Source organism: Gryllotalpicola reticulitermitis, assembly GCF_042651345.1.
GTDB classification, from domain to species: Bacteria; Actinomycetota; Actinomycetes; order Actinomycetales; family Microbacteriaceae; genus Gryllotalpicola; species Gryllotalpicola reticulitermitis.
The window spans coordinates 218585-237086 of sequence record NZ_JBHSCN010000002.1 but is presented as its reverse complement, the minus strand read 5'-3'; the positions used below and the strand labels follow the sequence as shown (position 1 = coordinate 237086).

Below are 18502 nucleotides of genomic sequence, written 5' to 3'. Positions count from 1 at the left end.
GAATCAGCCTACCGAGTGCACTCCGGGTGCCCCCGGTACAGCGGGATGGAGTCGGTCACGCTCCAGTGACGGCCCGCCCCCCGGTGCGGGATTCTCGGCACGCAGCTTCTCGGCGAGGATCGTCTCGGCGAGGATTCAGCTCGGGGACGATTCAGCTCGGGGGCGGTTCAGGAGCGCGCCGTGTCGAGCGTCGTGACGGCGTCGATGATCAGGCCCCAGAACCAGCCCGCATCGAGGGTGAGCGCGACCGCCGTCGGCACGTCGCGCGGCGCGGACGGGCGCAGGTCGACGACGGTCATCCCCGTCGTGTGCCGCCCAGCTGTCTCGATCGTGATGGGCGCACGCACGATGCCGACGTGCTCGACGTGCTCGACGTGCTCGACGTGCTCGTCTGACCGCGCCGGCTCTGACTGCGCAGGATCCTGCTGCACCAGACGCGCCTGCGCCCGCGCGGTCTCTTCCTGGTCGATGACGATCGCAACGGCGACGGGGTCGTGCACCGGCGGCGCGGCGAACCCGGCGACGTCGTGGTAGCGGCGCCCGAACTCGGCGAGCAGCTCGGTCGTGAAGCGGGCCACGGGTCCGTCGCCGGCGGCGATGCGCTCGGCGACCTCGGCCGTGGCGAGCGCCTGATGCGTGACGTCGAGCCCGGCCATGGTCACGAGCCACCCCGCCGAGAACACGACGTCGGCCGCATCGGGATCGAACCAGATGTTGAACTCGGCGACCGGCGTGCGGTTGCCCGTGCGGGCCGCCCCACCCATCAGCACGACTTCGCGCACGCGATCGACGATCCGCGGCTCGCGTCGCACCGCGAGCGCAATATTGGTGAGCGGGCCGGTCGGCACGAGGGTGATCTCGCCCGGTTCGTGCGACATCACCAGCTCGACGATCAGGTCGACGGCATGGCGCGGGTCGAGGGTGACGGATGCCTCGGGCAGCGTCGCACCGTCGAGCCCGCTCTCGCCGTGGATGTCGGTCGCAAAACTCGCCTGCCGCGTGAGGGGGCCGTCTGCCCCGGCCGCGATCGGCGCCGTGATGCCCGCGAGCGTCGCGATGCCGAGGGCATTGTGCGTCACCTTCGGCAGGCTCTGGTTGCCCGCGACGGTTGTGACAGCGATGAGCTCGATCGCGGGGTTCGCCTGTGCGAGCAGCAGCGCGACGGCGTCGTCGTGCCCCGGATCGCAGTCGAGGATCACCTTGCGCGCAAACCCGCCCACGTCATTGCCGGCCATCAGATCCAGCTTCGCAGCCACATGTGCGCGTGCCAATAGTCATAACTCGTCTGGACGCCCGTCCAGATGGGCCAGAAGAACGCGCTTGCCGCGAGCACGAGCACGAGATAGCTGGCCACGGCGATGATGCCGCGCGTGCGGCGGTACGTGGAATCCGTCGCCTTGCCGAGCACCGCCGCGATGAAGTACACGAGCCCGAGAATCAGGTACGGCTCGAAGGCGATGGCGTAGAAGGTGAAGATCGTGCGGCCGTGGTACAGGATCACCCACGGCAGCCACCCGGCGCCGATCGCCGCGAGCAGCAGGCCTGCGCGCCAGTCGCGGTACCGCGCGAACACGTAGATGAGCAGGAGTAGTGCGAGCGACGCGGCCCACCAGATCAGCGGGTTGCCGAGGTCGGTGATCGCCGACGAGCAGCCGTTGCCGCCGGCGGTGCAGCCGTTCTGACCCGTCGCGCTGCCGACGTAGTACATGCTCGTCGGGCGCAGCATGAGGGTCCAGCCGAGCGGATTCGACTGATACGGATGCCTGACGTGGAGGTTGATCGAATAGTTGTAGAGCTCGGTGTTGTAGTGCCACAGATCCTGTGCCCAGTACGGCACCCAGGCGAGCAGCCCGTGCCACGCGTTGTTCGCGGGGTTCGACTCCACCCAGTGCCGGTCCCAGCCGCCGCTCGTCACCAGCCAGCCGATCCAGGTCATGACGTAGGCCGCGAAAGCGATGGGCACCATCGTGACGAAGGTGATGATCGCCTGCGTGACCCCCTCGGTGACGTGGAGCACGCCGGCCTTGCGGTAGGCGAACCAGTCCGAGCACACCGAGTACGCGGCGAACACCGCGAGGAAGTAGAAGCCGGACCATTTGACGCCCGCATCCAGACCGAAGAGCAGACCCGCGGTGAGCAGCCAGGGGCGCCAGAGCACGGGCCCGGCACCGTTCGAGCGAAGAATCCGTCTGTCGCGGTAATCGCGGTCGAGGATCATCGCCCAGACGCCGAGCAGAGCGAAGAACATCACCATGTTGTCGAGCAGAGCGACCCGGCTCATGACGATGGCGCTGCCGTCGACGGCCATGAGCAGCCCGGCGATCATCGCGAGCACCGTCGATCCGTTGAACAGGCGCTTCGCGATCAGCATGACGACCACCACGGCGAGGATTCCCACGACCGCCGTCGTGAGGCGCCAGCCCACCGCGCTGTCGATGCCCGTGAGGTGCTCGCCCAGCGCGATCAGCCATTTGCCGAGCGGAGGGTGCGCGACGAACTCGGGCGCCTTGGTCCAGTGGCTCGCGTCGCCCGCGTTGAAGTAGGTGTCGGCGTTGTTGCTCCATGAACCTTCGTAGCCGAGATGCGAGAGCGTCCACGCGTCCTTGACGTAGTAGGTCTCGTCGAAGACCAGCGCGTGGGGGTAGCCCAGGTGCCACAGCCGCAGGACGGCCGCGAGGAGCGTGACCGCACCGGGGCCGCCCCAGTCCCAGATCCGCTTGTTCCGCCGGTTGGACAGCACGCGACCCCACCAGCGGTCGAGGCGCGTCCCGGTGGGCTCGGGCGCGTCGTCGTCGTAGTCGGGAAGGTCATCGACGTCGACCTCGGGCTCGCTCACCCGCGCCATGGTAGCGGTGCTTCCCAAGGCCGCCGTTGGCGCGAGCGTGGGGGAAGATCAACTGCTCACCTCAATAAACTGCCCCTCATGCTCATCCTCGCGGCCACGCCCATCGGGAATCTGGGCGACGCCACCCGGCGACTCGTCGATGCGCTCTCGACGGTCGACGTCGTCGCAGCGGAGGACACGCGGGTGACCCAGCGGCTGCTCGCGGGCCTCGGCGTCGAGCATCGACCGCGGCTGATCGCGCTGCACGACCACAACGAGCGCGACCGGGCGTCCGATCTCGTCGCGCTGGCCGCCGAGAGCGACGTGCTCGTGCTGTCGGACGCCGGAATGCCCACGGTCAGCGACCCCGGCTTCCATGTGGTCCAGGCGGCGATCGCCGCGGGCGTCACGGTCACGGCGCTGCCCGGCCCGTCAGCAGTTCTCACGGCGCTCGCCGTGTCGGGGCTGCCGACCGACCGCTTCTGCTTCGAGGGGTTCCTGCCCCGCAAGGAAGGCGAGCGCAGCCGCCTGCTGACCTCGCTCGCCGATGAGCGTCGCACGCTCGTGTTCTTCGAATCGCCGAACCGGCTTGCGGCGTCCCTCGCGGACATCGCGGAGCACTTCGGGGCGTCGCGTCGCGTCGTGGTCGCGCGTGAGCTCACCAAACTGCACGAGGAGGTGCGCCGCGGCACGGCTGCCGAACTCGCTGCCTGGGCGGCCGACGGGGTGCGCGGCGAGATCGTGATCGTGACCGAGGGCGCAGCCGAAGTGGTCGCCGACCTCAGCGCCGGGGTGGCGCGCGTCGTCGAGCTGCAGGCCACAGGCATCCGATTGAAGGACGCCGCCGCCGAGGTCGCCGCCGCGACCGGCCTCTCGCGCCGCGAGCTCTACGAGACCGCCCTGCGGCAGCGGGGCTAGCTTCCCGGTGTCGCGCCCGGCGTCGGGAACTGGAATCCGCCGCCCCCGTTGCCGCTCCCGCCCCCGGTGCCGCCGCCGAAGCGCTGGAAGTTGCCGCCGCCCGGGCGAACTCCGCTCGACGCATGCCCGAAGTGCGTGAACGCGAAGACGATCCACACGATCGCGAGAACCACCCAGAGCGCGGTGAAGATGTAGCCGAGGATCAGGCCGGCGAGCGCGTATTCGCGGCCCCGCTCGGGCAGCCCCTTGCGGTACTCGCCGAGGGTGATGTGGCCGCACACGATGCCGACGACCGGGATCACGAAGGCGCCGATGAACGTGATCAGCGCCATCACGTTGAACGGCGGCAGGGCGCTGCGGCCGGGGGATGCGTGCGGGGCGGACGTGTATGCGCCGGATGTGTATCCGGTGGCCGAGTAGGGGGAGGTTGGGTACTGCGGCTGCGGCTGCGGCCCGGCGTTGGCTGGCGCGGGTTGCGGCTGTCCCGGTGCGCCGTACGGCGGTGTCGGCTGCGGGGCCGGGGCCGGGGCCGGGTACGGGTACGGGGGCGCGGGCTGTGCCGACGGCGGGGTCGGCTCGGGCGGCGACTGCGGCGCGGCGGGCTTTGAGTTCTCGGGGTCGTTCGGCGTGCTCACCCGGCGACCGTAGACCGGCACGGGCGCGGCGAAACATGACGATGCCCAAGTTTCCGATAAGGATCTGAGCCGCCATTGCAACGTAACGGGGCCCGAAACGGGGCGTGCGACTCTCGCCTCTAGGATTTGTTTCATGCCCGCAGGCCGCCCGTTCTACCTGACTACGCCCATCTTCTACGTCAACGACGTGCCGCACATCGGCCACGCCTACACCGAGGTGGCTGCGGACGTGCTGACGCGGTGGCACCGTCAGTCCGGCGACGACACCTGGCTGCTCACGGGCACAGACGAGCACGGACAGAAGATCCTCCGCACGGCGACCGCGAACGGCGCAAGCCCGAAGGAGTGGACCGACCGCCTCGTCGAGACCGCGTGGAAGCCGCTGCTCAAGACGATCGATATCGCGAACGACGACTTCATTCGCACGACCGATGAGCGCCACGAGCGCCGCGTGAAGCTGTTCATCGAGAAGCTGCGCGAGTCCGGGCACATCTACGAGGCCGAATACGAAGGCCTTTACTGCGTCGGCTGCGAGGAGTTCAAGCCCGAGTCAGAGATCGTCGACGGCACCGACGCGTACGCGGGGCAGAAGGTGTGCGCGATCCACGGCCGGCCGCTCGAGCTGTTGCAGGAGAAGAACTACTTCTTCCGCATGAGCGCCTTCCAGCAGCAGCTGCTCGACCTCTATAAGGAGCGCCCCGACTTCGTGCAGCCCGAGAGCGCACGCAACGAGGTCGTCGCGTTCGTGTCGCAGGGTCTCAACGACCTCTCGATCTCGCGCTCGAGCTTCGACTGGGGCATCCCGATCCCGTGGGACCCGTCGCACGTTCTTTACGTGTGGGTCGACGCGTTGCTCAATTACGCGACGGCGATCGGCTACGGCGAGGACGACGCGAACTTCGAGCGCCGGTGGCCGGCCCGGCACATCGTCGGCAAGGACATCCTGCGATTCCACGCCGTCATCTGGCCCGCGATGCTGCTCGCGGCGGGCCTGCCGGTGCCGGCGGGCGTGTTCGGCCACGGCTGGCTGCTCGTCGGCGGCGAGAAGATGTCGAAGTCGAAGCTGACGGGCATCGCGCCCAACGAGATCACCGACACGTTCGGATCGGATGCGTTCCGCTACTACTTCATGCGCGCGATCTCGTTCGGTCAGGACGGGTCGTTCTCGTGGGAGGACCTCGCTGCCCGCTACCAGGCGGAGCTCGCCAACGGCTTCGGCAACCTCGCGTCGCGCGTGATCGCGATGGTCAAGCGGTACTTCGACGGCAAGATCCCGGCCCCGGCCGAGTACTCGCCGGCCGAGACCGCGCTGCAGTCGACCGTCGCCGACGCGGTGCAGGCAGCGGATGCCGCGATCGAGCGGTTCGCGATCCACGACGCGGTCGCCGCGATCTGGACGGTCGTCGATGCGCTGAACGGTTACATCACCGAGCAGGAGCCGTGGGCGCTCGCGAAGGACGAAGCCCAGCGCGGACGCCTCGGCACTGTGCTGTACTCGACCGCGGAAGGCCTGCGCGTGCTCGCCGTCCTGCTGTCACCGGTGCTCACCAAGGCGACGCCCAAGCTCTGGACGGCACTCGGCGTGGAGCCGACGCTCGGGGCGCTCACGGCGCAGCTCGTGCGCGAAGCGGGGGTCTGGGGTCAGGTGCAGCCGGGCACGGTCGTCGGGGAGCTCGAGCCGCTCTTCCCGCGCATCGAGGCCGCTTAGGCGACTCGGCGCGAGTGCTCGCGTTCCGGCCCGGCTCAGCGCCGATACGCTGATTCCGATGGCATCCGATCGGTCCTACCCACCGCTGCCCGAGGCTCTCGGCGTCGCGGTGTATGACGACCACACGCACCTCGATCCGGCGATCCACCGCGACGAACCCGGTCTCGAGCAGCTCCGCTGGCGCGAACAGCTTGATCGCGCGGCCGCCGCCGGCGTGCGCGGAGTCGTGCAGGTCGGCGTCGATGTCGAGACGTCGATCTGGAGCGCGGAGCACGCGGTGCGCGACCGACGGATGCTCGCAGCTGTCGCTCTGCACCCGAACGAAGCGCCGGAGCTCGAGGCATCCGGCACCCTCGACGCCGCCATCGAGACGATCGCCGAGCTCGCCGCTCGGCCACGCGTGCGGGCCGTCGGTGAGACGGGGCTCGACTTCTCCCGGCTGGATGACCCGCGCGGCCCCGATGCCCCCGGCGATCGTGACGGCCGCGGCGGTCGTCTTTCCGCCGAGGCGGCGCGGAACGCCCAGTTCCATAGCTTCGAAGCGCACATCGCGATCGCGAAGCGGGCCGGCCTCGCGCTGCAGATCCACGACCGCGACGCGCACGACGAGGTCGTCGCGACGCTGCTGTGCGTCGGAGCCCCCGAGCGCACCGTCTTTCACTGCTTCTCGGGCGATGCCGCACTCGCGCGACTCGCGGCCGAGCACGGCTGGTACCTGTCGTTCGCCGGAACAGTGACCTTCAAGAACGCACCGGCGTTGCGCGAGGCGCTCGCCGTGGTGCCGCGCGAGCTGATCACCGTTGAGACGGATGCTCCCTACCTGACCCCGATGCCGTATCGCGGGCGGCCGAATGCGCCGTACCTCGTTCCGTACACCGTGCGTTTCATGGCCGCCGAACTCGGCGTTCCGGTCGACGAGTTCGCAGCGCAGCTCGCGGCGAACGCCGAGAGGGTCTACGGGTCGTGGGACAGCGAACTCGAGGCCATCGATGCTGCGGGCGGCGGCTCCGTCGAGGGCGGCGTCTGATGCCCGGGCTGCTCGGCCCCGCCGAGGTCCGTGATCTCGCCGATCTGCTCGACGTGACCCCGACGAAGAAGCTCGGCCAGAACTTCGTGCACGACGCGAACACCGTGCGGCGTATCGTGCGCATCGCCGAGGTCGCGCCGGGCGAGACGGTCGTGGAGGTCGGGCCGGGGCTGGGGTCGCTCACGCTCGGGGTGCTCGAGGCCGAGGCATCCGTCGTCGCCATCGAGATCGATGGTCGTCTCGCCTCCCAGCTACCCGGCACGGTCGAAGCGCAGCTCGGTGCGGCGGCTGCCGGTCGCCTCACCGTCATTCACCAGGACGCCCTCGCGGTCGAATCGCTGCCCGGCGACCCGACGCGTCTCGTCGCCAACCTGCCGTACAACGTGTCGGTGCCGGTGCTGCTGCATCTGCTTCAGCGCGTGCCGTCATTGCGCTCGGGCGTTGTCATGGTGCAGGCCGAGGTGGGGGAGCGCATCGCGGCGCCGCCGGGGTCGAAGGTCTACGGCGCGCCGAGCGTCAAGGCGGCGTGGTACGGCACCTTCCGCACGGCGGGGAACGTCAGCCGTCAGGTGTTCTGGCCGGTGCCGAACGTCGACTCGATTCTCGTGGCGTTCGAGAAGGGCGAGGCACCCGGTGACGAGGCTCTGCGGCGTCGGGTCTTCTCGGTCGTCGACGGTGCGTTCCAGCAGCGCCGCAAGATGTTGCGGCAGTCGTTGTCCGGTGTGTTCGGCGGTTCGGCGGCCGCCGCGGCGGCGCTCGAGGCAGCGGGGGTTTCGCCGACGGCGCGGGGTGAAGAGCTCGACATCGACGCGTTCGTGCGGGTCGCGGGGCAACTGCCATGACCGAGGCGGTCGAGATAGGCGGCGAGACGCGTGCGGGTCGCGTGCACGTGCGCGCACCCGGCAAGATCAACGTGTTCCTGGGTGTCGGCGAGGTGCTGGGCGACGGCTATCACGAGGTCGCGACTGCATACCAGGCAGTGAGCCTCTACGAGGAGCTGTACGCCACGGAGGCGGCCGACTTCACGGTGTCGTTCCGCGGCCCGATCGACACGAGCGGTCTGCGGACCGATGAGACGAACCTGGCGCTCAGGGCGGCACGGATCCTCGCCACGCACACCGGCTATGCGGGCGGGGTGCGACTCGAGATCGAGAAGCATGTCCCGATCGCGGGTGGCATGGGCGGCGGGTCGGCGGATGCCGCGGCCGCGCTCGTGGCGTGCGACGCTCTCTGGGGCACGGCGGTCCCGCGCGATGAGCTGCACGAGCTCGCCGCGCATCTCGGCGCCGACGTGCCGTTCGCGTTGGCCGGTGGCACTGCGATCGGGACTGGCCGCGGCGAGGAGCTCTCGCCGGCACTCGCGCACGGAACCTTCGAATGGGTGCTCGCGCTGCCTGACATCGAGCTGTCGACGCCCGAGGTCTATGCGGAGCTCGATCGTCACCGCGAGCGACACCGTGCGGAACTCGGCACCAGACGGACGCCCGTCGTCGAACCCGCAGTGCTGCAGGCGTTGCGCGCCGGCGACCCCCATCTGCTCGCCGAGGTCCTGACGAACGATCTGCAGGCGGCTGCCATTCACCTCGCGCCTCAGCTGGCGAAGGTGCTGGAGACGGGGGAGCGCGCCGGTGCGCTCGCCGGTCTCGTGTCGGGGTCGGGGCCGACTGTGGCGTTCCTCGCGGAGGACCACGACGGAGCCCTCGGCCTGCAGATCGCGCTCTCGGCGGCCGGGTTGCACGCGCATCGGGTGACCGGCCCGGTGCACGGCGCGCGCGTCATCGGCTGAGCAGCCGGCTGGGCGCCCTGGTGGGCTAGCCCAGCTGTTCCGTGAGCTCGAACCAGCGGCCCTCGAGTTCCTCGGCTTCGGCCTCGAGCGCAGTGATGTGCTCCATCTTGGTCGCGAGTCCCACGTAGTCGGACTGGTCGTGGTCAGCGAGTGCCGTGCGCGCGGCCGTGGTCTGGTCCTGCAGCTTGGCAAGGCGGCGCTCGACGGACGCGAGTTCCTTCTGCGCATTGCGGAGCTCGGCGCCCGAGAGCGCGTCGTTCGCCGGTGCGGCGGCCGGGGCATCCGGTGCAGTCTTGTCCTCGCGTGCGCGCAGGCGCAGGTACTCGTCGACGCCGCCGGGGAGGTGTCTGAGATGCTGACCGAGGATCGCGAACTGCTGGTCGGTGACGCGCTCGAGGAAGTACCGGTCGTGGCTCACGACGAGCAGGGTGCCGGGCCACGAGTCGAGCAGATCCTCGATGACGGCGAGCATGTCGGTGTCCATGTCGTTGGTCGGCTCGTCAAGGATCAGGACGTTCGGCTGGTCGAGCAGCACGAGGAGCAGTTGGAGCCGGCGTTTCTGACCACCTGAGAGGTCTTTCACGGGCGTCGAGAGCTGCGGCGACGCGAAACCGAGACGCTCGAGCAGCTGGCTCGGCGTGAGTTCCTGCGCCTTTGAGCCGCTGCCGATCGTGTAGCTGGAGCGCAGGCCGGCGAGCACCGTGCGCACGGGTTCGTCGAGATGATCGTCAAGTTCGTCGAGGCGCTGACTGAGGACCGCGACGCGGACGGTGACTCCGCGCTTCACCCGGCCCGCGGTGGGCTGCACCGTGCCGGCGATGAGCCCCAGGAGTGTCGACTTGCCTGCGCCGTTGACCCCGAGGATTCCGGTGCGCTCACCGGGCGCGACGCGCCACTCGATGTCGCGCAGTACGGGTCGGTCGTCATAGCTGACCGAGACGTCGAGCAGATCGACCACATCTTTGCCGAGGCGCGACACGGCGAGCGACTGAAGCTGAACCTTGTTGCGGATCTCCGGCACATCTTCGATGAGCTGGTTCGCGGCGTCGATACGGAACTTCGGTTTGCTCGTGCGGGCGGGAGCGCCGCGGCGAAGCCACGCGAGCTCCTTGCGCGCCAGGTTCTGGCGCCGCGCCTCGGTTGCGGCCGCCATACGGTCACGCTCGACGCGTTGCAGGATGAACGCCGCGTAGCCGCCCTCGAAGGGTTCGACGATGCGATCGTGCACCTCCCACGTGTCGGTGCACACCTCGTCGAGGATCCACCGGTCGTGCGTGACCATCAGCAGACCTCCGGCGCTGGCGCCCCAGCGGCGCTTCAGGTGCGCCGCGAGCCACGTGATCGCCTCGACGTCGAGGTGGTTCGTCGGCTCGTCGAGCGCCAGGATGTCCCAGTCGCCGGTAAGAAGCTTCGCGAGGGCGACGCGGCGGCGCTGACCGCCGGAAAGCGGCCCGACGGGAGCGTTCCAGTCCAGATCGGCGAGAAGGCCGGCGATGACATCGCGCACGCGGGCGTTTCCGGCCCACTCATGCTCCGCCGTATCGCCGACCACGGTCTGCGCGATCGTGAGCGAGTCGTCGAGGGTGTCAGCCTGGTCGAGCACGCCGACGGTGACGCCGCCGCGCACCGTGACTCGGCCTGAGTCGGGTTCGCGTCGACCGGCGAGCATCGCGAGCAGGCTGGACTTGCCGTCGCCGTTGCGGCCGACGATGCCGATCCTGTCGCCCTCGTTCACGCCGAGTGAAACGGAATCGAAGACGACCTTGGTCGGGTACTCGAGATGCAGGGCCTCGGCCCCCAGAAGATGCGCCATGTCACCTCCAAGGCTACGGGGCGAACGCGCGCCGCGCCGCGCCCGCACACCCGCGTGCGGTCCGCCATCGTGCTCAGTGCTGCTCAGTGCTACCTGGTGCTGCTTTCGCTGCCGGGTGGTGCTCAGTGCTGCTTGGTGCTGCTTGGTGCTACCTGGTGCTGCTTTTGCTGCCGGGTGGTGCTCAGTGCTGCTCAGCCCTGCCGGGTGCTGCTTTGTGCGGCTCGGGCGATTGCCACCGGTCGCAGCCCGTGCAAGGCGTCACGCAACTTTGCCCTGCGCGCGCAGCTGTGCCATGACCGCCGACTTCGAGACCAGCACCCTCGGCTCGCGCCGCGGCCACAGCAGCCAGAACTCTGCCCCGCGGCGCTCGATGCGCGCACCGAAGTCGTGAACCAGCTTGTGATGTCGCCTGCAGAGCAGAACCCCGTCGTCCACTTCCGACTTCTGGTTCTGGGGGCGCGCCGCCCACGGGTTCACATGATGCGCTTCGCAATCGCCGGGCGGCCGATCGCAACTGGGGTACACGCAGCCGCCGTCGCGCTTCGCCATGGCACGTCGTTGCTGTCGGGTGAAGAAGCGCCGGTCCTTTCCGACATCGATCGCACGGCCGCTCTCGTCGAACAGCATCGGGGTGAATCCGTTGGCGCAGATCATCCGCAGCGCAGCCGTTGCGCTGATGGGGAACTCGCTGCCGTCGATCCACGCGATGCCCTGTGCGGAACGCCCGCCGCCCCCGACCTCGCTACCGTCGCCGCGTGTGCGAGCATCGGCATCGGCATCGGCATCGGCATCGGCATCGGACCCGGCTCTGGCATCGGCGTCGGCGTCGGACCCGGGCGCGCCGTCGAACTCTGCGTACGCCCTGGCGAGGTCATCGGCGGTGATTGCGACCATCACCTGCGGCTCGCCCGTCTTGAACAGCTCGCGGTCGTCGGTCGCAACAGCGCGGTCCATCAGATCGACGAGCGTGTCGACCTGCAGTTGCTCATTCGTACGCGGGTCCTCCTCGAGGACCCGTGCCGCCTCGATGTCGGCCTCGCTGACAAAGCGCGGGCCGCCGAAACGCGGCGACAGGATGCGCTTGATCGGGCCGTAGAAGCGCGCGTCTGACTCGGGGTCGAGGTCGATGTCGTAGTGCACCATTCCCGATGCACGCACGAACCGCCGGAGCGAGCGCATGCGGTACCGCGCGGCGGCGTCGGCCTCAGCAGCGACCGAGTCCAACGCAGCACGCAACCGCCGTGCGGCCTTCGCCATGTCTTCGGGTGACCAGTGCGCGGCCCAGCAGTCACCGATCAGCGTCAGCACCGCGTCGCGCCACCTGCCGTCGAGTTCGGGGACCCGTGGTGCCCCCAGCGCGTGCCGCAATGCATCACCCTGAGCCGCCGTCAGCCAGCGATTCCGCATCGCCACAGCAACCGGTGCGTCCCAGCCCCCGGGAAGGGCCGTGAGCGCATCGAGCGACGGCTCGCCGACGTCGGCCGCCGAGGGTGAGACTGCGGGCGCGACCGCCTCAGCCGTTTTCAGCAGGCCACCCACTCTGATCAGCTGTGCTGCCTCAGCACGCCCGACGCCGGTCAGGTCTTCGACGAAGCCCGCGCCGTCTTTGAACCCGTTGCGCTGTGCAAGCCCGTCGGTGCCCAGCTCGCGAACGGACTGCCGCTCGATGTCGGCGGCGAGGAGTGAGATGGCATCACCGACCGACTGGCGGAGGCCGGCGAGCACGCGCATCGCCTCGACCATCTCGGCCGTGTCGACCGCCTCGAGCTCGGCCCCGTGCGGCATCGCCTCGACCACCACTCTGGCCAAGGATCGCAACCGCTCAAGCACCGAACTCATACGAAAGAGATTACGAGTAGCCACTGACATTCAACGCCCCAGATCCAGACATGTGAACTATTCACGAACAAACCCGCCTGTGAGGGAAGAGAGCTGTCGCGCAAAGCATCCGTAACGTGCCGGTGGCAGACTCCGAGGCGACGTTCGTGCATTCCAGCCGACGGTTCAGGAGGATTCAGCATGCGCATCGGAGTGCCGACAGAGATCAAGAACAGCGAAGGGCGCGTCGCACTGACCCCGGCCGGCGTCGATGCCCTCGTGACTCACGGTCACGAGGTGCGCATCCAGCGCGGCGCGGGTGAGGCATCCGGCATCTCTGACAGCGCATTCGCAACCGCGGGCGCGCTCATCGTCGACACCGCACACGAGGCCTGGGCGGCCAGCGAGCTCGTCACCAAGGTAAAAGAGCCGATCGCGGAAGAATACGGCTACCTTCGCGACGACCTCGTCCTCTTCACGTACCTGCATCTCGCGGCCGACCGGCCGTTGACCGAAGCCCTTCTCGCAGCGGGCACGACCGCGATCGCCTACGAGACCGTCCAGCTTCCCGACCGTCGGCTGCCGCTGCTCTCGCCGATGAGCGAGGTCGCGGGCCGGCTGTCGATCGTCGTGGGCTCGTACTTCCTGCTGCGACCCCTCGGCGGCCGCGGCACGCTGCTCGGTGGGGTCGCGGGCACGCCGAAGGCGAAAGTGGTCGTCATCGGCGGCGGCGTCGCGGGGGAGCACGCGGCCGCGAACGCGCTCGGCCTGGGCGCCGAGGTGACGGTGCTCGACGTGTCCCTGCGGCGTCTCGACGAGCTGGAGCGCCGCTACGGCGGCGCGCTGCAGACTCGCGCGTCGAGCCGCTGGGAGATCGCGGAGCAACTCGCCACCGCGGACCTCGTCATCGGATCCGTGCTCATCCCCGGTGCGGCCGCCCCCAAGCTGGTGACCGACGAGATGGTCGCGGCGATGCGGCCGGGCGCGGTGCTCGTCGACATCGCTATCGATCAGGGCGGATGCTTCGAGGGCTCGCACCCCACGACCCACGACGTGCCGACCTTCGCCGTGCACGACGCCATCTACTACTGCGTCGCGAACATGCCGGGCGCGGTCCCCGACACCTCGACGCGTGCCCTGACGAACGCGACGCTGCCCTATCTGCTCGCGCTCGCCGACAAGGGCTGGGTGCGGGCCGCTGCCGACGACCCCGCTCTGGCACGCGGAATCAACGCGCGCGCAGGCCGCGTCACGAACTCCGGCGTGGCGGCCGCGTTCGGCCTCGAAACGGCGCCCACGATCCCGCTCGACTAGCGGCACACGGGCGCCGGCACGCGCTCGACACGATCACCGTGTCGAGCGCAAGCAGCGCAAGCAGCGCAACCGCTCGCCGATCATGAACCGCACCACGATGGGTTCGATCTGTTCGCACTCGATCGGATGCTTCCCCCGGGGTCAGGGCTCCGTGACACGCTGGCCGCCGCCGAGGGTCAGGTGCTCGCTCGTTGAGCGCTGATCGGCGTCAACGAGCGCTGACGGGTGGTCTTCTGCGGCGGCGCCCCCCACCGCGTGCGCGGTTGCCGCCGCAGGAACAGGCGCGGTTCCCGCCGCAGGAAACGGCACGGCAACGTCCGCATCCACGGCGATCGGCCCGGTCACGGCATCCACGATCGGCGCGGGCTTCGACCACCTGAGCGTGTAGCGCCCGAGCAGGCCGCGGCGGAGGGCGGCGCCCGGGAGCAGGAGGGCCGCAGCATCCGCCACGTCCGCGAGTGAGTAGCTCGGTGCGACCGCCGACGCAGACTGGAACTCGGGCCGGTACCGACCGCGCCACGAATAGAACGTCTCGAGGGGTCGCGAATAGGCAGTGGAAGCCGTCTGCAGCGCGTGGTCGAGCCACGTCTCCGGGCGGGTCTGCCCGACGATGAGCAGCGTTCCGCCCGGTTTGAGCAGCGAGGCGGCGCGTTCGAGGGTGGGCACGAGAGGCAGCTCGTGCAGCACGGACACCATCGTGATCACGTCGTACGTGTCGGGGGCGAGACCCCATTCCGAGCTGAACTCGGCGTCGACGGCATCCGTTCTCGGCACCATGCTGAGCCGTTTCTGCGCCTGCGCGATCGCCGCCGCATCGCGATCGATGCCGACGACGGATCGCGAGACTTCGGCGAGGCGCGAGACCAGCAGTCCGTCGCCACAGCCGACGTCGAGAACATCGCCGGCGTGCTCGGCGGCGATGCGGACGATCCAGGGGTGGTAGGCGGCGTCGCGGTTCCACACGCCGCCGACGTCAGTGGCCATGACCCCCATAGTGGTCACGTGGCGATGCTCGGGGTGCACAGACACGCCGATCCCGCCGAGACCACGCGTGATAATCTCGCCTGAACATGACTGCCAACGACCCGAACGCGGCGACGTTCGACGTCCTTCCGACGCCGCGCGCACTGATGGCCGAACTTCCGATCAGCCCGGCCGCGGCGACGCGAGTCGCCCAGCACCGCGCCGACATCGACGCGATCATGCAAGAGCAAGACGACCGCCTGCTCATCGTGGTCGGCCCGTGCAGCGTGCACGACCCGGCTGCCGCGTACGAGTACGCGCAGCGTCTTGCGCCGCTCGCCGAGAAGCTCAAAGACGACGTGCTCATCGTGATGCGCGTGTACTTCGAGAAGCCGCGTTCCACGGGCGGGTGGAAGGGTCTCATCAACGACCCGCACCTCAACGGCACGCACGACATCGCTACCGGTCTGCGCGTCGCCCGCAAGCTGCTGCTTGACATCGTCGAGCTGGGCCTGCCGGTCGGCTGCGAATTCCTCGAGCCGATCAGCCCGTCGTACATCTCCGACCTCGTCAGCTGGGGTGCCATCGGGGCGCGTACGACCGAGAGCCAGATCCACCGCCAGATGGCCTCGGGCCTCGGCATGCCGATCGGCTTCAAGAACGCGACCGACGGCGATGTGCAGGTCGCGATCGACGGCGTCACGGTCGCCGCTCAGCAGCACACCTTCTTCGGCATCGACGACGACGGTCGCGCCTCGATCGTCACGACCCGCGGGAACGACGCGGGGCACATCATCCTGCGGGGCGGCCGCTTCGGCCCGAACTACGGCACCCACAACGTCATCTACTCCGCGCGCCTGCTCGCGCGCGCCGGGCTCAGCCCCCGCATCATCGTCGACGCGAGCCACGCGAACAGCGGCAAGAGCCACATCCGCCAGCTCGAGGTCGCGCACGAGCTCGCCGCGCAGATCGCCGATGGCGAGCCGATCGCCGGCGTGATGGTCGAGAGCTTCCTCGAGCCGGGCGCCCAGAAACTGACGGATGCCGGCCTCACCGGTCTCACGTACGGCCAGTCGATCACCGACGCCTGCATCGGGTGGGACGATACCGCCGCCCTGCTCCAGGACCTCGCCGACGCAGCCCGCCGCGCGGCGCGGCTCGAGCCGGTCGACGTCTGACGGCCCGCCCGCGTACTCGCGCTACAGCTGCGGCTAACCGCGCCACCCGTATGCGGAGCGAAGAGCCGTAACTGTAGCGCAACCGCTCGCGGCTAGGCCTCTTCCTCGTCGAAGCTCACCGTGAGCTTGCGCAGCAGCATGCCGAGTCGGGCCTGGTCGTTGGTGCTGAGGCTGCGCAGAATGCCGGCCTCGGCGTCGACCAGGCGCGTGATCGCCGCGTCGACGTGCGTGAGCCCCTGACGAGTCATCCGTACCAGGACGCCGCGGCCGTCAGCAGGGTCGGACAGCCGCTCGACGAAGCCGCGATCGACGAGCCGATCGATGCGGTTCGTCATCGTGCCCGAGGACACGAGGGTCTGCTGCAGCAGCGCCTTGGGCGAGAGCTGGTACGGATTGCTGGCGCGGCGGAGCGCGGCGAGCACGTCGAACTCCCACGACTGCAGGCTCGAGCGTGAGAACGCGCGCTTGCGCGCCACTTCGAGGTGCTTCGAGAGCCGGTCCACGCGCGAGAGAACTTGCAGGGGAGCGAAGTCGAGATCGGGCCGCTCGCGCAGCCACGCGTCGACGATGCGATCGACTTCGTCCTCGGGCATGGGGTCAGCCTATCCAGCCCCGCGCCGCCAGCAGTCGGCCGCCTGCGACGGCGTGTGCGGCCGGCCGAAGTCGCCCGTCGCCGGCTGCCGTCACGAGGTAGTCCGGCCGAGACGAGCACCGGGCGCATGACAGACTTATAAGGCGCGCTGATGCGCGATCCGCGGTGGTGTAACGGCAGCACGACGGCCTTTGGAGCCGTTAAGTCCTGGTTCGAATCCAGGCCGCGGAGCATCCGGGTCGCCCCCGGGCTGGGCACGATGGGCCTCGGGCCGCTCGGGCCGCCCGCGCTGCTCGGCCTCTCGGGCGGCTGAGACCACGTGACGGATGCCTGACCCGACGGATGCCTCAGCATCACGCATCCGTCAACCCGGTTCAGGCCGCGCGACCCGCGATTTAGCCTGCCGGCGATGTCTTCCACACACGACACCTCATCCACGCACCACACCGACCCCGACTCCGACCGAGCGCCTCGCAGCGGGGCGGATGATCAAGCCGACCGGCTGTCGCAACGAGCGCGATGGCGTGCCTTCTGGGTGTGCATCGCCGCGGGTGCGCTGACGATCCTCGACCTCTCCGGGGTCAACGTCGCCCTGCCGTCGATCCAGAAGGGCCTTGAGGCATCGAGCACGCAGCTACAGCTCGTCGTCGCGGGCTACGCGCTCGCGTTCGGCCTCGCGCTCGTCCCGTCCGGGCGCATCGGCGACATGCGCTCGCGGCGCAGGCTGTTCCTCATCGGTCTCGCGGGCTTCGCGCTCGCGAGCGCGGCGTGCGCCCTCGCGCAGAGCGATGTGTGGCTCACCGTCACGCGGCTGATTCAGGGCGCGGCAGGCGGCGTGCTGATGCCGCAGGTGCTCGGGCTCATTCAGCAGCTGTTCGACCAGAAGGACCGTCCGAAGGCATTCGGGCTCTTCGGGGCGATGGTCGGCGTCGGGACGGCGCTCGGTCCGACCCTGTGCGGTCTGCTCATCGCGCTCGGCGGTGAGACTGAGGGTTGGCGCCTGCTGTTCTGGCTGAACGTGCCGTGCGGCGCAGCAGCACTGATCTTCGCCCTGCGGCTGCTGCCGAAGAAGCAGGACCCGTCGCCAGACACGCAGCTCGACCTCATCGGCCTGGGGCTACTCGCGGGCGCGGTGTTCTGCGCCATGCTCCCGTTCCTGCTCACGTCCGGGCAGGGTGACGCAGCCACCCGCTGGCTGTGGTTGATCGGGGCGGCCGCATTCGGCATCGCGTTCTGGCGCTGGGAACGGCACTACGCCGCGACCGGCAGGTCGCCGGTCGTGCACCTCGACCTGTTCGAGCGCGGGTCGTACCGCAACGGCGTCGCGATCGCCGCGTTGTACTTCGCCGGCATGCCCGCGACGTTCCTCGTCACGACGCTTTACCTGCAGGAGGGCCTCGGCGCCGCCCCGTTGCTGGCGGCGCTCGCGACCGTGCCGTTCGCGCTCAGCTCGGCCATTGCCGCCTGGTACGGCGGACGCCTCGTCGAGCGCTTCGGCCGCTCGCTCGTCGTCGTCGGCATCGGGATCGTCGCGCTCGCTGTGGCCGGCCTCGCCGCCGCTGCGACGCTCACGCCGCCCGGGGTCAGTGAGTGGCCGATGGCTGCCGCGATGCTCGTCGGGGGCGTCGGCGGCGGGTTCGTGATCTCGCCGAATCAGACCCTCACGCTGTCGGAGGTGCCGAGGGACGAGGCGAGCGTCGCCGGGTCGATTCAGCAGCTCGGGCAGCGGCTCGGCACCGCGGTGGGGCTCGCGGCCATCAGCGCGGTGTTCTTCTCGCGTGTGCAGTCGGGGCAGCACGCATCCGTCTCGCAGTATCACGCCGGGGTTCTCGCCGGGTACGCGATCTCGTTCGGGCTGGTCCTCACCACTCTGGCGATGGGCTTCGTAGATCTGCATCAGCGTGCGAAGGCGTGAAGCCCGCTCGG

The 18502-nt window shown here is 69.5% G+C and carries 15 protein-coding genes and 1 tRNA gene; 9 read left to right on the top strand and 7 right to left on the bottom strand.

The window, feature by feature from the left end:
* Window positions 1-167 precede the first annotated feature (167 nt).
* On the bottom strand, window positions 168-1235 hold the full coding sequence (locus tag ACFOYW_RS01580) for a nucleoside hydrolase (RefSeq protein ID WP_390226827.1): 1068 nt from the start codon (window positions 1233-1235) through the stop codon (window positions 168-170).
* Window positions 1235-2836, bottom strand: a complete 1602-nt coding sequence (locus tag ACFOYW_RS01575; RefSeq protein ID WP_390226826.1) for a dolichyl-phosphate-mannose--protein mannosyltransferase — start codon at window positions 2834-2836, stop codon at window positions 1235-1237. Before ACFOYW_RS01575 ends, ACFOYW_RS01580 begins: the two co-directional genes overlap by 1 nt.
* Before the next feature lie 87 nt (window positions 2837-2923).
* Between ACFOYW_RS01575 and rsmI the strand changes: the two genes are divergently transcribed.
* Entirely contained in the window at window positions 2924-3742 is an 819-nt protein-coding gene (gene rsmI / locus ACFOYW_RS01570) for a 16S rRNA (cytidine(1402)-2'-O)-methyltransferase (protein ID WP_390226825.1), read from the top strand.
* Here the strand turns inward: rsmI and ACFOYW_RS01565 are convergent.
* A complete protein-coding gene (locus ACFOYW_RS01565; RefSeq protein WP_390226824.1) occupies window positions 3739-4377 on the bottom strand; it encodes a DUF4190 domain-containing protein in 639 nt (212 codons plus the stop codon). The genes rsmI and ACFOYW_RS01565 overlap by 4 nt on opposite strands.
* Before the next feature lie 133 nt (window positions 4378-4510).
* Here ACFOYW_RS01565 and metG point away from each other — a divergent pair, with 133 nt between their 5' ends.
* From metG to ACFOYW_RS01545, 4 genes are read left to right on the top strand one after another with little or no spacing between them, the layout of a single operon-like run.
* The gene (gene metG / locus ACFOYW_RS01560; protein WP_390226823.1) at window positions 4511-6085 is read left to right on the top strand and encodes a methionine--tRNA ligase; all 1575 of its coding nucleotides are present in this window, start codon (window positions 4511-4513) and stop codon (window positions 6083-6085) included.
* A gap of 58 nt (window positions 6086-6143) precedes the next feature.
* A complete protein-coding gene (locus ACFOYW_RS01555; protein ID WP_390226822.1) occupies window positions 6144-7112 on the top strand; it encodes a TatD family hydrolase in 969 nt (322 codons plus the stop codon).
* Complete coding sequence (gene rsmA / locus ACFOYW_RS01550; protein ID WP_390226821.1) at window positions 7112-7954, top strand: 16S rRNA (adenine(1518)-N(6)/adenine(1519)-N(6))-dimethyltransferase RsmA; 843 nt, start codon at window positions 7112-7114, stop codon at window positions 7952-7954. Before ACFOYW_RS01555 ends, rsmA begins: the two co-directional genes overlap by 1 nt.
* Window positions 7951-8898, top strand: coding sequence for a 4-(cytidine 5'-diphospho)-2-C-methyl-D-erythritol kinase (locus tag ACFOYW_RS01545; RefSeq protein ID WP_390226820.1), 948 nt, complete (start codon window positions 7951-7953; stop codon window positions 8896-8898). Before rsmA ends, ACFOYW_RS01545 begins: the two co-directional genes overlap by 4 nt.
* 25 nt (window positions 8899-8923) lie before the next feature.
* Here ACFOYW_RS01545 and ACFOYW_RS01540 read toward each other — a convergent pair whose 3' ends face one another.
* A complete protein-coding gene (locus ACFOYW_RS01540) occupies window positions 8924-10711 on the bottom strand; it encodes an ABC-F family ATP-binding cassette domain-containing protein (RefSeq protein WP_390226819.1) in 1788 nt (595 codons plus the stop codon).
* 258 nt (window positions 10712-10969) lie between these two features.
* A complete protein-coding gene (locus ACFOYW_RS01535) occupies window positions 10970-12550 on the bottom strand; it encodes an HNH endonuclease signature motif containing protein (RefSeq protein WP_390226818.1) in 1581 nt (526 codons plus the stop codon).
* Between the two features lie 180 nt (window positions 12551-12730).
* Here ACFOYW_RS01535 and ald point away from each other — a divergent pair, with 180 nt between their 5' ends.
* Window positions 12731-13843 (top strand): alanine dehydrogenase, encoded by a 1113-nt coding sequence (gene ald, locus ACFOYW_RS01530; protein ID WP_390226817.1) that lies wholly within the window; start codon window positions 12731-12733, stop codon window positions 13841-13843.
* A 141-nt stretch (window positions 13844-13984) separates the two neighbouring features.
* Here the strand turns inward: ald and ACFOYW_RS01525 are convergent, their stop codons facing one another.
* On the bottom strand, window positions 13985-14827 hold the full coding sequence (locus ACFOYW_RS01525) for a class I SAM-dependent methyltransferase (protein WP_390226816.1): 843 nt from the start codon (window positions 14825-14827) through the stop codon (window positions 13985-13987).
* 86 nt (window positions 14828-14913) lie between these two features.
* Between ACFOYW_RS01525 and ACFOYW_RS01520 the strand changes: the two genes are divergently transcribed.
* Window positions 14914-15984: a 3-deoxy-7-phosphoheptulonate synthase gene (locus ACFOYW_RS01520; protein WP_390226814.1), complete on the top strand. Its 1071-nt coding sequence runs from the start codon at window positions 14914-14916 to the stop codon at window positions 15982-15984.
* A gap of 92 nt (window positions 15985-16076) precedes the next feature.
* Here ACFOYW_RS01520 and ACFOYW_RS01515 read toward each other — a convergent pair whose 3' ends face one another.
* Window positions 16077-16577, bottom strand: a complete 501-nt coding sequence (locus tag ACFOYW_RS01515) for a MarR family winged helix-turn-helix transcriptional regulator (protein ID WP_390226813.1) — start codon at window positions 16575-16577, stop codon at window positions 16077-16079.
* Window positions 16578-16735: 158 nt separating this feature from the next.
* On the opposite strand from ACFOYW_RS01515, the gene ACFOYW_RS01510 reads away from it, so the two are divergent.
* A tRNA-Gln gene (locus tag ACFOYW_RS01510) sits at window positions 16736-16807 on the top strand.
* Between the two features lie 178 nt (window positions 16808-16985).
* Window positions 16986-18491, top strand: a complete 1506-nt coding sequence (locus tag ACFOYW_RS01505) for an MFS transporter (RefSeq protein WP_390226811.1) — start codon at window positions 16986-16988, stop codon at window positions 18489-18491.
* Window positions 18492-18502 lie beyond the last annotated feature (11 nt).

Coding starts and splice junctions, on each gene's coding strand:
- ACFOYW_RS01580 (WP_390226827.1), bottom strand. CDS start 1,235: ATGGCCGGCAATGACGTGGGCGGGTTTGCGCGCAAGGTGATCCTCGAC.
- rsmI (WP_390226825.1), top strand. CDS start 2,924: ATGCTCATCCTCGCGGCCACGCCCATCGGGAATCTGGGCGACGCCACC.
- metG (WP_390226823.1), top strand. CDS start 4,511: ATGCCCGCAGGCCGCCCGTTCTACCTGACTACGCCCATCTTCTACGTC.
- ACFOYW_RS01555 (WP_390226822.1), top strand. CDS start 6,144: ATGGCATCCGATCGGTCCTACCCACCGCTGCCCGAGGCTCTCGGCGTC.
- rsmA (WP_390226821.1), top strand. CDS start 7,112: ATGCCCGGGCTGCTCGGCCCCGCCGAGGTCCGTGATCTCGCCGATCTG.
- ACFOYW_RS01545 (WP_390226820.1), top strand. CDS start 7,951: ATGACCGAGGCGGTCGAGATAGGCGGCGAGACGCGTGCGGGTCGCGTG.
- ACFOYW_RS01540 (WP_390226819.1), bottom strand. CDS start 10,711: ATGGCGCATCTTCTGGGGGCCGAGGCCCTGCATCTCGAGTACCCGACC.
- ACFOYW_RS01535 (WP_390226818.1), bottom strand. CDS start 12,550: ATGAGTTCGGTGCTTGAGCGGTTGCGATCCTTGGCCAGAGTGGTGGTC.
- ald (WP_390226817.1), top strand. CDS start 12,731: ATGCGCATCGGAGTGCCGACAGAGATCAAGAACAGCGAAGGGCGCGTC.
- ACFOYW_RS01525 (WP_390226816.1), bottom strand. CDS start 14,827: ATGGCCACTGACGTCGGCGGCGTGTGGAACCGCGACGCCGCCTACCAC.
- ACFOYW_RS01520 (WP_390226814.1), top strand. CDS start 14,914: ATGACTGCCAACGACCCGAACGCGGCGACGTTCGACGTCCTTCCGACG.
- ACFOYW_RS01515 (WP_390226813.1), bottom strand. CDS start 16,577: ATGCCCGAGGACGAAGTCGATCGCATCGTCGACGCGTGGCTGCGCGAG.
- ACFOYW_RS01505 (WP_390226811.1), top strand. CDS start 16,986: ATGTCTTCCACACACGACACCTCATCCACGCACCACACCGACCCCGAC.